A 15,471-nucleotide genomic window follows, 5' to 3' on the forward strand; every position below is an offset into this window, starting at 1 on the left:
ACCTCTCCTAAAGATAGTTATATAATTTTATCATATATAAAAATTTTTGTGTTTCATAAAAAATTTTAAAATAATTATTAAAATAAATCTGTTAATCTAAAATCCAAAATTATAAATACTAAAAAAGTATAAACAAATCTATTGCTTATTTGCTTTTTAGCTTTTTTAAAATCAATAGTAATATTTACCAAATCATCATATTCAATATCTTCATCAACTTTTGCAGACATAGTAAAAATATATCCATCATTTGCTGTAAATGTATAGGTTATAGTATCATTATCTGCATCATTGCTATGCATATCATATTTTTTAGTAAATGCCTTAAAAGCTCCATAGCTTGCATCTATATTTTTTATCTTTTTTATTTCTTTTTTTATATTATCTTTATTTAATTTTATAGATGTAAATTGATTTATAGGCTGTGATAATTCATTATCTTCAATATGTTTTCTCCATTTATCTACAGTTTCATCGTTCATTTCTATAGGGCTTGCTAAACTTATAAAATTATTATCATCAATTTTTATTTTTTTATTATCACAGTTTAAATAGTTTCCATCATTTGTATATATAAAAGTTGTTATAAAGTTCTTATCTTTGTCATATAAGTTCCATATTAACCCAGAACCAAATTTATTCATTAAATAATTGTCAATAAAAACTTCTTTAAATAAATCATAGTTAAATATATCACCATCTATTAACATAATATTTAAAATATGCGAACTATGATTAATAAACTTATTTACTTCTTTACCTAATTCTTTTATTTTATCTTTTAATTTTTTATCAAGATTTTGAGGTAGTTTTTTTAATTCTTTATTATTTTTTATATCAAATAAACTTAAAGTATAATCATTGTTAACAATTAATTTATAATCATCATTTAATATTTTTTCACCTTTAGAATTAAATCCAAAATTAGTCGTACATCTTAATCTAAATTCAGTATAACTAATATTCATTTTTTCAAGCAATTCATTAATCATTTTTGCTGCTTCTTTACGAATTGCACTTTTAGTTGAATTTATATATATTTTATATAATAAACTCTGAGCGTATCTGCTTTCTATATTGAAGCTTATCATTGTAAGGAGATTTATTGATTCAATAGTATAAATTAATTCTGATATTTTCTTTAAAGCTTCATCTCCTCCGTACATAGCATAAACAAAAGCAGTAATATCTTCATCTTGATTTTTTAAATAAATTTCCTTAGTAAAATTCACAAATTATTTTAAATCAAGCAAATTAACCATATTATCAATTTTTTCTAATTTTTTAATAGTTTTCTTTAAAGACAAATATTCTGAATATATATACTTTATAAGATTGATATTTACTTCTCTTGATTTATCTTTTATTAATACATGACAATTCTTTATAAACTCAAGTTTCTTATCATATTTTTTAGCATTGTAATTTCTTTCATCATATTTTTCTGCTTTTTCTATAGTTTTGAAATTATAATCATTTGTGACAAATGAAAGCTATGATGAAAAATCAGTTTCAAGTCTTTTTTTCAATCTTACAACTTTTTTATTTTTATCATCTGCAATAAGCTCATATATTTCTTTAACATTAAATTTTGTTATACTTATAATATCTTCCTTAGGAAAAAATGCCTGCCTATATACTTGAATTCTTTTAGGTAATTTATCCGTATCATCACAAATTATACTTATAGCTTGTAAACTGTCTAAATTCCAATTTGCTAAAGATTCATAATGATCAAACTTGCGTGCATAGGCAAACAACAACATTACACTAATGACATTTCTTGTATCCCATTTATCAAGAGGCTGATTAAATTCTTCTGTAAAAGCAAACATATGCTCTATATTTGTTACTTTAGACATATTCCAGCTATTTAAAGGCTGATTAAATTTACCGCATGCTCTAAATGCAAATTCCATACTTTCAACATTAGAAGTATCCCATTTATCTAAAGGCTGATTAAAAATTTCACAGTCCTCAAATATACATTTCATATTTTTCACATTAGATACGTCCCAATCATTAAGAGGCTGATCAAAAGCTTTACAATAACGAAACGTCTTTGATAAATCTTCAACATTAGATACATTCCAATTATTTAAATTAGAATTAAACTCTGTATTTGAGTATTTTCCCAAAACATTGTAGCCCATATATGCAAACATATAAGCCATATTCTCAACATTAGAAGTATCCCACTCTTCTATGCCATCAAAATCTTTTCTTTCACTTTTATTAAAAAGGTCGCTCATATCTGTAATAAGACTTGTATCAATACAACTAAGTTTTATACCGTTGTTGGTGAATACTAATCTTTTTAATTCTTCTTTTGTTGTTGGTTTATATTTTTTCATAATCTCATATCCTCATTATAAATTTTAATATATGTAAATAGTAGCACTCAATTAACTACAAATAATAATACTTACTATATACCTAAACAAATATATTTTGTCAAAATAATTTTTTAATTTAAAATATTTGCAGGGCTTTGCCCCGCACCCCAGTTCTTTTTGTGGCCAAAAGAACCAAAAAGACTGCATTTAATAAAGTATAGCTTTTTATGTATATATAAAATATATATATTATTTTATATATACCAAAGATATAAAGCTAAAGCATTTGCACTTTTTAGTTCTTTTACCAACTCCGCAGAGTATAGCTGCAAGAAAAAGAACAATAAAAAAAATTATGTTTTATAAACAATTTTAAAATAATTATTAAAATAAATCTGTTAATCTAAAATCATGAATCATCAATATCAATAAACTATAAATAAATCTTTTACTTGTCTCTTCTCCATTTTCAAAATAAATATTAATTTTTACTTTATCGCTATAGCTTGTATCAGCATTAACATCTGCAGTTATCAAAAAACTATCCCCATCATCTGACTCAAATGAATATGATTTAATAACTTTATATCCTACAAAATCTGCATCCATATCATATCTGCTTCCAAAATTCTTAAAAGTAACATAACTTATTTCCACATTTTGAATCTTTTCTATTTCCTTTTGCAAATTATTTTTATCTAATTTTATAAGTGATAATTGTTCTAATGGCTGTGATAATTCATAATCTTCAAGTTGCTTTCTCCATTTAGATATAGTTTCATCTTCTATTTCTACAGGACTTGCTAAACCTACAAAACTATTATCATCAATTTTTACTTCTTCATCATCACAGTTTGAATAGCTTCCATCGCCTGAATATCTAAAAGTTGTTAAAAAATTATAATCTTTATCATATAGATTCCATATTAATGTTGAAGCAAACTTATTCATCATTCATTATCAACAAAAACATCTTTATAAAAATCATAACTGTATGTTCTACCTTCTATTAGTAGAACACTTAAAAGATGAGAAGTATTTTTTATAAAGTCAGCAACTTCTTTTCTTAAATTTTTTATTTCTTCTTTTAAATTTTCATCAAAGTTTTGAGGAATCTTTTTTAATTCTTTATTATTTTTTATATCAAACAAGCTTAAAGAATAATCACTGTTTAAAATTAATTTATAATCCTTATTTAAAAGCATCTCTCCTTCAGAATTAAATAATAAATTTGAAGAAAATCTTAATTGGAATTCATTATAGTCAATATCCATTTTTTTCATCACTTCGTCAATCAATTTATCAGCTTCATAACGAACTTCAGATTTTTTTGTGCTTGTATATATTTTATACAATAACCTAAGTGCATACTTACTTTCACTATTTAGTTTAATTATTAAAAGAGAAAGTTTTGTATCTTGTTCTTTTTTATATATATTATACAGAGCATCATCACCTCCATATATTCCATAAATAAAAGCGGCTGTTTCTTTATTGGTTTTATCATAAATGTTTTTAATAAACTCTATGAATGATTCTTTATCAAGAAAATTAACTATATTGTCAATTTGTGTTAATCTTTTAACATCTCTTTTAAGAAGCAAATATTCCAAATATATATATTTTAAAACTTTATTTTCAACTTCTCTTGATTTGTCTTTTATTAAAACCTTACAATCATTTATAAAGCTTACTTTCTTATCATCTTTTTTATTATAATTATCTTCCACATACTTTTCTACTTCTTCTATGGTTTTAAAATTATAATTATTAGTAACTGATGAAAGCTCTTCACTAAACTCGCTTTCTAATCTCTTTTTTAATGACAAAACTTTTTTATTTGTGTCTTTCGATATAGCATTATATGCTTCTCTTACATTCTCTTTTGTGATAGTTAAATAATCTTTATAAGAACCATAAAATGCCTGAAGATATGCTTTGATTCTTAAAGGCAACTCTTCATATCTGCCAAAGCATAAATTACTCATTTCTGATACTTTACTTAAATCCCAATTTGATAATGAGTCAAAACTATTATAACCTTTGGCAAAGTCAAACATTCCAAACATCGTTTTTAATTTTTTTGTATCCCATTTATCCAAAGGCTGATTAAAAGATTCAGTACCGCGAAACATACATTCCATAGTTTTTACATTGGAAACATTCCAGCTATTTAAAGGCTGATTAAATTTTAAAGCCTCATTAAACATCTCATGCATATTTTCAACCTTTGAAGTATTCCATTTATCTAAAGGCTGATTGAATTTGAAAGCACTTCTAAACATACCTTCCATAGTTTTTACTTTAGATACGTCCCAATCATTAAGAGGCTGATTAAAATTAACGCATATACTAAACATATAACCCATATCTTCAACTTTACTAACATTCCAATTACTTATATCTTGATTAAACGCTTTAGCATAATTAAACATAGCCCTCATAGTTGTAACCTTTGAAACGTCCCATTTGTCTAAAGGCTGATTAAAACTTTCAGCTACCTGAAACATACCGCTCATATTTGTTACATTGGATACATTCCAGCTATTTAAAGGCTGATTAAATTTTTTACAGTTATCAAACATTCTAAACATATCCTCAACATTTGAAACGTCCCATTTATCTAAAGGCTGGTTAAAATCATTACAATAATAAAACATAAAACTCATATGCTTAACTTTAGATACATTCCATTTGTTAAGATTATGATTAAACTTAGCTTTAGAACGGCTTTCAAAACTATCATAACTCATATATGCAAACATATAAGACATATCCTCAACATTAGAAACATCCCAATCTTCTATGCCTTCAAAATCTTTTCTGCTGCTTTTATAAAAAAGCTCACTCATATCTGTGATAAGGCTTGTATCTACATCATAGAGTTTTATTCCGTCAGCATATACTAATTTTTCTAATTCTTCTTTTGTTTGCGGTTTATATTTTTCATAAGTTCCTCCTGAATATGAGTTTACATAATTTGCATTTATATAGTATATATGATATTAAATGAATTTCTATAATAAAAAATGATTTTATTTAGTATTGTTATTATTTTAGCAATATGATTGATTATAATTTACGGCAGTGTTTTTTTGTTATATGAAATTAATATATTTTTGTGAAGTATAGTTATATAAAATAATACTGTTGAATAATAAAAAATATACTGGTTTTTTTTTACATTTTTGAAATTGATTTTTATGTAAAATGTTATTATAATATATTTATATTAAGTAATAGGAGAATCATTATGATTAGGAAGCTTTTTGTATGCATCTGTTTGGTATCGGTTACAATTATGATGATGGCTTGTTCAGGAAACAAACCTGCCGAGCAAACTGTAGTTGAACTTACAACAATAGATGCAAACACAGAAACAGAAATAACAGTGTGGGGGTGGAATGTTGCTGCTAAGGCTTTAATGGAAACAGCAAAAACATTCAATGAAAAATACCCTAAAATTAAAATTAATGTTCAGGAATTTGGAGGTCCGCCTCAATTATATGAAAAAGCTGGTGTTGTATTGTCTTCTGGGCAGGGAATACCAGATGTAATGCAAATCGAAAGTGATTTCATTCAAACTTATGTAGAAACTTATCCTCAAAGATTTTTAGATATGAAAACTTTAGCTCCAGCTGATTTAGATTCTAAAGTTGACCCTTCAAAAGTACCTACAAGTTATGATTCAGAGGGAAGATTAACTTCAATACCTTGGGATTCAGGTCCTGTAGTTGTTTATTATAGAGAAGACCTATTCAGACAAGCTGGTATAGATACCAATCAAATAAAAACTTATGAAGATTTAATACAGGCTGGTAAAGATTTACAAGCTAAATTGCCTAATGTAAAATTAACATGTTTTGGATTTACTCAAGATGATGGTATATGGAGAACTTTAATGGTTCAAAATAATGTTTATTATCTTGATACAAATGGAAATATTACTTTATCATCTCCTAAAGCTGTAGTTAGTGAAAAGACTTATAGATGAAGGTTTGGTATTAAATACAACTAGCTGGGATGCTGGAATAAGGGCACATAAAAATGGCGAAATAGCTATAAGCTTTAATGGCGGCTGGTGGGGCGGCACTATGAAAGACCAAATGCCTGAAATGAAAGGAAAATGGAGAGCTATGGAAATGCCTGCTTATACAGAAGGCGGAGTAAGGGCTTCTTCTTTAGGAGGTTCTACTCTAACAATAACAGCTACTGATCCTATTAAACAGGCTGCTGCTTGGGCTTTTGTAGAGCATTCTTTACTTAATGTAGACAGTCAGCTTTTGATGTATGAAAAATTCGGTTTGTTCCCTTCTTATCTTCCTGCTTATGAAGATGAAAGATTTAAACAGCCAGATCCTTATTTTGGTAATCAAAATTATAATGAAATATTAGGTAATGTTACAAAAAATATACCTCCTGCTATTTATAATTCAGATGATTATTCCGATTTAAGAAATGTAGCTGTTAGTGCTTATGAAGAGATAGTAAACAATAATTCAGATATACAGGCAACTTTAGATGCTGCTGCTGAACAGGCAAATAGTATAACTGGAAGAAAGATTGTAAAATAATAAAAATAATGATATAGTTTCTGTATATGATATTTGTTTTATCATATACAGAAATTGCAATATTACGCAATATAAACAACAAGGAAATAAGCATTATGAGAACAAAAAAAAACATCACGCCTTGGCTCTTTATTGCTCCCGCTTTAATATTTATAGTTTGTTTTAGCATATATCCGCTTATAGAAACAATAATTTTAAGCTTTATGACCCAAAATAGGGGGCAATTAGTTTTTAATGGAATTAACAATTTCAAAAGGCTTTTATCAGATCAATATTTCTATGTATCTTTAAAAAACTCACTAATATACTTAATTATACAAGTGCCAATAATGACAATGTTAGCTATATTACTGTCTTTGGCATTGCATAGAGGAATTACTAAATTAAAAGGTTTATATAGAACAGTATTTTTTATACCGTTTATAGTAGAATCTGTTGCATATAGTTTAATGTTTGTATTATTGTTTCAAGAGAGAGGTGTTGTAAATTTTTTACTATCTCTATTTAATTTAGGACCTGTTATGTGGCTTACTCAGACTTGGCCTGCTAGGATAGTAATAATGCTTATAATGACTTGGAGATGGACTGGATATAATATGATAATAATATTAGCAGGACTTCAGGGTATATCTGAAGATTATTATGAAGCTGCAACAATTGACGGAGCTAATGCCGTGCAGCAGTTTATACATATAACAATACCTATGCTTAAACCTGTTATATTATTTTCAACAATACTTTCTACAATAGGTACTCTAAATTTATTTACAGAACCTTACCTTTTAACAAATGGAGGTCCTAATAATTCTACTATAAGTTTGGGATTATATATATACAGACAGGCTTTCCAATCTATAAACCTAACTTATGCGGCAACTATTTCTGTAGCAATACTTGTAATAGTTGGACTTCTTTCTAGATTGCAATTAAAAGTTGGAGGGGATAAAAAATGAGAAACTCAAAACAACAAAAAATGACTAGAATAATTCTTTATATAGTTCTTACAATAGGTATGATAGCTTGTATTTATCCTTTATTCTTCATGTTAATAGCTTCTACAAGAGTGTCTGGAGATATTTTCTTGTTTCCGCCTCCTATAACTTTTGGGGATAATTTCTTTGAAAATTTAAAAAATCTTCAAGAGAGAATACCTATATGGAATGCTTTATTTAATTCATTTAAAATTGCTATTCTTTATACAGTGATAAATTTATTAGTTTGTTCTATGGCAGCATATTCTATTTCTAAATTTAATTACAAAGGAAGAAATATAGTATTTGTTATAATAATGCTTACTATGATGCTTCCTGCACATGCTAAATTAGTTCCTTTATATAGAATGATGACAACATTAAATATACAAAATACTCACTTAGCTATAATACTTCCTGATATAGCCGGAGCTTTTGGTATATTTTTGATGAGGCAGAACTTCCATTCTGTTCCAGACACTCTTATAGAGGCTGCAAGAATAGATGGGGCAAATGAATGGACTATATTTTTGAAAATAGTTATGCCTTTAATGATTCCTGCTTTAACAGCATTGGGAATATACATGTTTGTTGCTCAGTGGACTAACTTTACTTGGCCTTTGATAATATTAAACTCTCCTGATAAGTTTACTTTGCCTGTAGCATTGGCTCAGTTAAAAGCAGACACGAGAATAGATTATGGACAGATAATGGTTGGTGCTATATTTGCTGTTGTTCCTATAATGGCAGTGTTCTTAGCATTACAAAAATATTTTATATCTGGTTTAACAGGCGGTGCTGTAAAAGAATAATGATTTATTAAATTATTAAAGAGAGGCTTTCTTTTAAGTCTCTCTTTTTTATTTATTTTTTTTATAATAACTATACAATATTTATATGTAATAAAAATATATTAACCAAAAATAAAAAAGCTTTTTTGTTTAAATTAATTATTTTTTATAAGGGGTTAATATATGTTTATAAAATTCAGTTTCTTTTTCTTATGACAGCTCTGATAATATATTAAATGATGTTTCTTTTTATATAGATAATGTAGATAATACATGTACGGCAATAGTTGAAAAAAATGGATGCGGCAAAACTACTCTCGCTAAGCTTATAACGGGTATATTAAAACCTAATTCTGGAAGCATAGAATATTCGAATAAAAATTTTTTAAATCGAATAGTTAATATAAAATGGTTGATAAGCAAAGAAAATAATTATAGTAAATTAATTGTTAGATGATAGAAATTATTAAAAAAGAAGTAAAATAGTAAGTTTTTTTAAATTACAGTATTATAGTTAAACTATTAATGTATATAGTTAGCAGTAATATAAAAACTTCAAAATTATAATTTTAAATATGAATATAATTATGTCATGGAGCCATAGATATTGTACTTTTACTTGCTATAATATTTTTGATTCTTTCTTTGATTGTAATATAACCTAACGAAGAAATCAATCTTTGATTGTTATAAAAATGTGTATATTCTTTTAATTTTTCTCTTAATAATTCTGCAGTTATATTTTTATTTAATCGTGAATAAAATTCTCTTTCGTCTATACCGTGTACTCTTTCTACTACGCCATTGTATCTTGGTGTTGCTACTGGAATATATCTTCTCTCTAATTTATTTTTCAAGCAATATTCATCAAAAATATTTATTTTAGGAGTATTAATACAGCGATAAGTATATTCTATACCATTGTCTGTTTGTATAGCTTGTATCTTAAAAGGTGAAGTTTTTAAGACATATTTTAAGAAAGATAAAGCACTAGAAGGTGTTTTATCTTCATAGATTTGCCTCCAACTATAGCGAGTAGCTAAATCGACAGCAGTGAACTGATAGACTGTTTTTCTGCCTAATTTGATATATTTAGTATCTATTTGAACTATTTTGCCTTCTTTTTGTATTTTAGAGACAAATTTACGCTTATCATATCGCTTCTTTTTCTTTTTTGTTTTGTATCTCCAAAGATTATTTCTTTTTAGTACATTCTCTATAGCTGTAACACCTATTCTAATGCCTTTACGATTTAAATATGCTTTAATATAATGCTTACCTCGATATTCTTTAGTATAGAGTTCAATAATTAAATTAATAGCTTTTTGATTATTAAAGATATTTGGAGAAGTTTTTGGCTTAGTACTAAAATTAGCGACAGTTCCAGTGTCTTTATATTTCTTAAGCCAAGTATAAAAAGTGGATTTATTTATTCTTTCCATCTTTAAAAATCTTTTAATATTTTTAGTTTCTAATGCTTCATCCACTATAAATAATTTAAATTCTGTGCTATAATCTCTTTTCATAGTAGTATCCTTTATTTATTTTATATATCAAAATATTATAACAAGGATACTGCTTTTTTTATACTAAAAAATGTCCAATATCTCACACTCCTAAACATAATTTATTTTTAAGCTATTGCAATAAACTTTAACTTATAATATAATAATTTAGATAGTTTAGAATAATTTAATTTTTTTTGGAGATAAATCAATGAAAAAAAATATACATCCAGAATACTATGAAACTGATGTAAATTGTGCTTGCGGTGCTAATTTCAAAATACATTCAGTTCAAAAAACTTTACACGTTGACATTTGTCATAATTGTCACCCTTTCTTTACTGGTAAACAAAAAATATTGGATACTGCTGGTAGAGTTGATAAATTCAAAAAACGTTATGGCTTAAAAAAATAATTATTTAATCAATAAATATACAAATATTTAAGTCTATAAAGTATTATATCTATATTATTATATACTTTGTAGACTTTATTTATTGATGAAGGCAGGCTTATGGATAGCGACGGCGTTTACAAAAGAGTAAATATCAATAAAGTAATATCTCAAATATTAAAGACCAACCCTAAAATAACAGAATCTAAAGCAAATGAATTAGCATACAAAATGATAAAAGAACTTAATAAAAAAGTTTCTTCTATGGTAACCGATTTTGAAAGCGGCGAAGGCGACTTTATGGCTTGTTATTTTGAATCTATAGAAAAGCAATAAATCTATTTAAAAATAAATTAAGATATAGTAAAACAAACAAGCTTTGTTAATTTATATATACTATCAAATTTTTTACCACTCAAAAAATATGTTATTATTTTATATATTCTCTATATATGAAACTAAAATACTTGCACTTTTTGGTTCTTTTTGCTGCGGGAAAAAGAACAATAGAATTTTCTTATTTGTGGGGACTAGTCCCCTGCGAAGCGTGCCCTTAGGGTACACGCCCATAGTTCTTTTATTGGTATAAAAGAACCAAAAGAACTGCATTTTTATTAAATATAACTAAAAACATATGGTATTATTTTATATATTTATATAAGCAATAAAATTAAAACAATATAAATATTCATTAATTCGCTTTCAAAATATATATAATAGCTAAATCATCTAAAGAATTTTTTATCTAGATAATCTTTTGAAAGTCTTAAAACAAATGGTCTTCCATGCGGGCAATTAGTTAATATATTTTCTTCTTCAAGTAAATCAAGTAATGTTTGCATATCATTAATGGAAAGTTTATCCCCTGCCTTTGGTGAATATTTACAAGATATTGTGCTGCATGTATGTTTTATTAATTTCTCTAAACTATTATTACTCTCTTTGGAAATATATATATCCAAAATATCTTTAATAACTTTCTCTATCTTTTGATTTTTAGGAATATATATTGGAACTTCATCTATTATAATGCTATTTTTTGAATTAGCTTCAAACTTTATACCTATAGATTCTATCTGTTCTTTTGAAGAGTTTAATATATCTATTTCATAATCTATATATTCTATTTCACAAGGTATAAGCAGTTTCTCATATTCTAATTTACCATTAATTAAAGTTTTGTATATTCTCTCATAATTGAGCCTTTCGTATGCAGCATGCTGATCTATAATATACATTTCGCCTCCTCTCTCGGCTATAATATATGAAGAGAAAACCTGCCCTACTACTTTTACATACTCACCAAACTCTATATTATTTTTTTGAGTTTCTAAATTATTATTATTATTATTATTTATATCATTTTTATTATATAACTCATTATTAGCATTAGATACTAATTCATTATTAAATTGAAAATTATTACTAGTTTTTGCTTCATCAAAATTATTATTAGAAAAATTATTATTAGGATTATTTGTAGTTATATTATTACTACTTTGTAGTGGAAATGTTGGAGTAATATCTTTATCAACATCAACTTCAATATTAACAGAAGAAAAATTATTTACACTATTAATATTATTGTATATAGCATTATAAATTATGCCTGAAATATCTCTTTCATTTTTTATTCTCACTTCCTTTTTACTTGGATGCACATTAACATCAACTTTATTTGTATCTACATTAATATATAAAAAGAAAAATGGATATCTCTCTTTCGGTATGGCATTAGAATAGGCATTTTTTATAGCGTATGCAATAACTCTATTTTCTATTGGTCTATTATTTAAAAATATAAAATTATTCTTCCTCATAGACTGGCTTATTTTAGAATTAGAAAAAAGTCCGTATATATTTATATCATTTTTCTCTATATTTAATTCTATTAAATTTGAAAAAATATTACTATCATTCAAATAATTTTCAATTCTATCTTTTAAATTATCAACTTTCAAATAACTATTTACAAGCTTTCCATTATTATATAGTTTTATAGTGATATTAGGCTGAACCAAAGCCTCCATATCAAATACTTCTTTAACCAAATAAAACTCTCTTGATATATGCTTTAAAAACTTGTATCTTGCAGGTATATTAAAAAAAAGATTTTTAGCAGTAATCTTAGTTCCATTAACAGAAGCATATGGTTTGTGTTCTAATATTTTCCCAGCCTCAACAACAATCTTCCCCCCTGTTTTTTCATCAATACTCTTTGAAACTATTTCTAAATTTGTAACATCCGCTATAGAAGCTAATGCCTCACCTCTAAAACCTAAAGTATATATATTATCCAAATCTTCTATAGAATAAATTTTACTAGTAGCATGATGAGTAATTGCTAATGGAAGTTCATCAAAAGCCATACCGCTTCCATTATCTTCTACTATCATAGTTTTTATTCCAGCATCTTCTACTTTTACCTCTATATTATCAGCACCGCTATCAACAGCATTTTCAAGAAGCTCTTTTAACATTGAAGAAGGTCTCTCTATTATCTCTCCAGCAGCTATACGATTTGCCACAGATTGCGGAAGTTTCATTATACTTTTTTTCATGTTTGAATTATATTATATTTCCAATAAAAAATAAAATTTTTTAATTATTATAATACCCATAATTGCGTATTTTTTTAATATATATTATTATTAGAAAAATATTTTTGGTTTTAATTTATGAAAAAACTTTTATTTATTGCAATACTATCTATTATAGTTATTTTCTCTCAAGAAGAATGTAAAGGTCCAGACGGAGATTCTAAACCTACCCCATTTAGACATGACAAAAATTTTATAAAATATAGTTATAACATGACAATAGAAGATTTTCTTTTTTGTTCAGCAATATTTCTTTCTATAGTTGTGCCGTCTTTTCTTTTAATAAATAAAAAATAATTTTTTAAATTTACTATTATTTATAATTTAAAAAAACTATGATAATAATAATTACTTAAAATAACTAATATAAATTAAATACCATATTCCTGCATAAAAAATAATTTGCAAAAACAACCTTGCTATATTATAATATTCTATCAATCTTTAATTATTAATTTTTTAAAAGGATATATTTTAATAAATGTCATACGCAGAGAAAATTAGGAATTTTTGTATTATAGCACATGTTGACCATGGAAAAAGCACTTTAGCTGACAGAATTATAGAACATACTAAAGCTGTATCAAGCAGAGAGATGAAGGCACAAATTTTGGACTCTATGGATATAGAAAGAGAGAGAGGGATAACAATAAAAAGCCAGGCTGTAAAACTTTCTTATGAAGCAAAAGACGGAGAAGTATATACTCTTAATTTGATTGACACACCCGGACACGTTGACTTTAATTATGAAGTTTCTCGTTCACTTGCTGCTTGTGAGGGTGCTATACTTGTAGTTGATGCTGCTCAAGGGGTTGAGGCTCAAACTATTTCTAATTTTTATCTTGCTTTTGAAAATAATTTAGAGATTGTACCTGTTATAAACAAAATAGATTTACCTGCTGCTAATATTGAACTTTGTAAAGAGCAGATGGAAAAAGAGTTTGGTGTTAATAAAGATGATATTGTTTTAGCGAGTGCAAAAAATGATATAGGAATAGACGAGATACTTGAAGTAGTTGTTAAGATGATACCAGCTCCAAAAGATAATACTGATAAAAAAACAAGAGCGTTAATATTTGATTCTTATTATGACCCTTTTCGCGGTGCTGTTATGATAGTGAGAATATTTGACGGCTCTATTAAAAAAGATGATAAGCTTCTTTTGATGGAAACTAAAGCAGAGTATGAAGTTGAAGAATGCGGTACACTTTTACTTGGACTTAAATCTGCAAATGAACTTAAAAGCGGTGAAGTGGGTTACATTATTGCGGGCATTAAAAATATATCTGACATAAAAATAGGTGATACTATTACCCTCGAAGAAAACCCTTCCGATGAACCTTTGATTGGCTATAAAGAAGTTTTACCTATGGTATTTGCGGGCATTTTCCCTGCAGAGGATGAAGATTATACAAACCTACAAAAGGCATTAGAAAAATTAAAACTTAATGATGCTTCTTTGGTTTATGAGCCAGAGCGTTCCATTGCTTTAGGGTTTGGATACAGATGCGGTTTCTTAGGACTCTTGCACTTAGAAATTGTTCAAGAACGTCTTGAGAGGGAGTTTAATCTTAATCTTGTAATAACTAGCCCTTCTGTAGAAGTGAAATTAAAACTCACAAATGGAGAAGAAAAACTCATTGATAACCCTGCCGACTTTCCTTCTGCACAGTATATAGAAAAATGTTATGAGCCTTTTATTAATGCTCTTATAATAGTACCTACTGATTATTTAGGAAACATTATATCTCTTTGTATAGACAGAAGAGGAACACAAACTTCTCTAACATATTTAGATGATAAAAGAGCAGAAATAAAATTTGACTTACCTTTAATAGAAGTAGTATACGACTTTTATGATAAATTAAAATCTATATCAAGAGGTTATGCTTCATTTGATTATGATTTTTCTGATTTTAGAGAAAGCCAAATAGAAAAAATAGACATACTTGTTCATGGTGAAGTTGTAGATGCATTATCATTTATGGCTCATAGAAGCAACGCAGAAAGCAGAGGAAGACAGATTATAGAAAAATTAAAACATCTCATACCAAAGCATATGTTTCAGATTCCTCTACAAGCAGCAATTGCAGGACGAATCATTGCACGTGAAAATATAAGTGCATTAAGAAAAAATGTTACAGCTAAATGTTATGGTGGAGACATTACAAGAAAAAGAAAATTATTAGAGAAACAGAAAGAAGGTAAAAAGAGAATGAAAGCTATTGGAAACGTAGAGATTCCGCAGGATGCATTTATAAGCGTACTTAAAACTGATGACAACAATAAATAATTTTTAG

General features: G+C 26.7%; 10 protein-coding genes and 3 pseudogenes. 9 read left to right on the forward strand and 4 right to left on the reverse strand.

Features of this window, described 5'->3' with window-relative positions; all coding sequences use genetic code 11:
- Positions 1-77: 77 nt before the first annotated feature.
- A pseudogene (locus EPJ72_RS03740) lies at positions 78-2,354 on the reverse strand (BspA family leucine-rich repeat surface protein).
- Between the two features lie 366 nt (positions 2,355-2,720).
- Positions 2,721-5,326: pseudogene (locus EPJ72_RS03750) on the reverse strand (BspA family leucine-rich repeat surface protein).
- A 263-nt stretch (positions 5,327-5,589) separates the two neighbouring features.
- Here EPJ72_RS03750 and EPJ72_RS13600 point away from each other — a divergent pair.
- From EPJ72_RS13600 to EPJ72_RS03770, 5 genes and pseudogenes are all read left to right on the forward strand, one after another.
- Positions 5,590-6,330, forward strand: a complete 741-nt coding sequence (locus EPJ72_RS13600; RefSeq protein WP_277871906.1) for an ABC transporter substrate-binding protein — start codon at positions 5,590-5,592, stop codon at positions 6,328-6,330.
- Complete coding sequence (locus tag EPJ72_RS13605; RefSeq protein ID WP_277871907.1) at positions 6,311-6,910, forward strand: extracellular solute-binding protein; 600 nt, start codon at positions 6,311-6,313, stop codon at positions 6,908-6,910. Before EPJ72_RS13600 ends, EPJ72_RS13605 begins: the two co-directional genes overlap by 20 nt.
- 95 nt (positions 6,911-7,005) lie before the next feature.
- Positions 7,006-7,863: a carbohydrate ABC transporter permease gene (locus EPJ72_RS03760; RefSeq protein WP_147730900.1), complete on the forward strand. Its 858-nt coding sequence runs from the start codon at positions 7,006-7,008 to the stop codon at positions 7,861-7,863.
- Entirely contained in the window at positions 7,860-8,693 is an 834-nt protein-coding gene (locus EPJ72_RS03765) for a carbohydrate ABC transporter permease (RefSeq protein ID WP_147730901.1), read from the forward strand. Before EPJ72_RS03760 ends, EPJ72_RS03765 begins: the two co-directional genes overlap by 4 nt.
- Before the next feature lie 208 nt (positions 8,694-8,901).
- A pseudogene (locus EPJ72_RS03770) lies at positions 8,902-9,060 on the forward strand (ATP-binding cassette domain-containing protein); the annotation flags it as partial.
- A gap of 202 nt (positions 9,061-9,262) precedes the next feature.
- On the opposite strand, the gene EPJ72_RS03775 reads toward EPJ72_RS03770, so the two are convergent.
- Entirely contained in the window at positions 9,263-10,198 is a 936-nt protein-coding gene (locus tag EPJ72_RS03775) for a DDE-type integrase/transposase/recombinase (RefSeq protein ID WP_147730902.1), read from the reverse strand.
- Positions 10,199-10,388: 190 nt separating this feature from the next.
- On the opposite strand from EPJ72_RS03775, the gene rpmE reads away from it, so the two are divergent.
- Positions 10,389-10,592, forward strand: a complete 204-nt coding sequence (rpmE, locus tag EPJ72_RS03780; RefSeq protein ID WP_013244860.1) for a 50S ribosomal protein L31 — start codon at positions 10,389-10,391, stop codon at positions 10,590-10,592.
- 99 nt (positions 10,593-10,691) lie between these two features.
- The gene (locus EPJ72_RS03785; protein WP_147730903.1) at positions 10,692-10,907 is read left to right on the forward strand and encodes a hypothetical protein; all 216 of its coding nucleotides are present in this window, start codon (positions 10,692-10,694) and stop codon (positions 10,905-10,907) included.
- Between the two features lie 389 nt (positions 10,908-11,296).
- Here EPJ72_RS03785 and mutL read toward each other — a convergent pair whose 3' ends face one another.
- Positions 11,297-13,132, reverse strand: coding sequence for a DNA mismatch repair endonuclease MutL (gene mutL / locus EPJ72_RS03790; RefSeq protein WP_147730904.1), 1,836 nt, complete (start codon positions 13,130-13,132; stop codon positions 11,297-11,299).
- A gap of 117 nt (positions 13,133-13,249) precedes the next feature.
- Between mutL and EPJ72_RS03795 the strand changes: the two genes are divergently transcribed.
- Both EPJ72_RS03795 and lepA read left to right on the forward strand, forming a co-directional pair.
- Positions 13,250-13,468 (forward strand): hypothetical protein, encoded by a 219-nt coding sequence (locus EPJ72_RS03795; protein WP_147730905.1) that lies wholly within the window; start codon positions 13,250-13,252, stop codon positions 13,466-13,468.
- A gap of 184 nt (positions 13,469-13,652) precedes the next feature.
- On the forward strand, positions 13,653-15,464 hold the full coding sequence (gene lepA, locus EPJ72_RS03800) for a translation elongation factor 4 (RefSeq protein WP_147730906.1): 1,812 nt from the start codon (positions 13,653-13,655) through the stop codon (positions 15,462-15,464).
- Positions 15,465-15,471 lie beyond the last annotated feature (7 nt).

The organism is Brachyspira pilosicoli (assembly GCF_008016535.1).
Lineage (GTDB): Bacteria > Spirochaetota > Brachyspiria > Brachyspirales > Brachyspiraceae > Brachyspira > Brachyspira pilosicoli_A.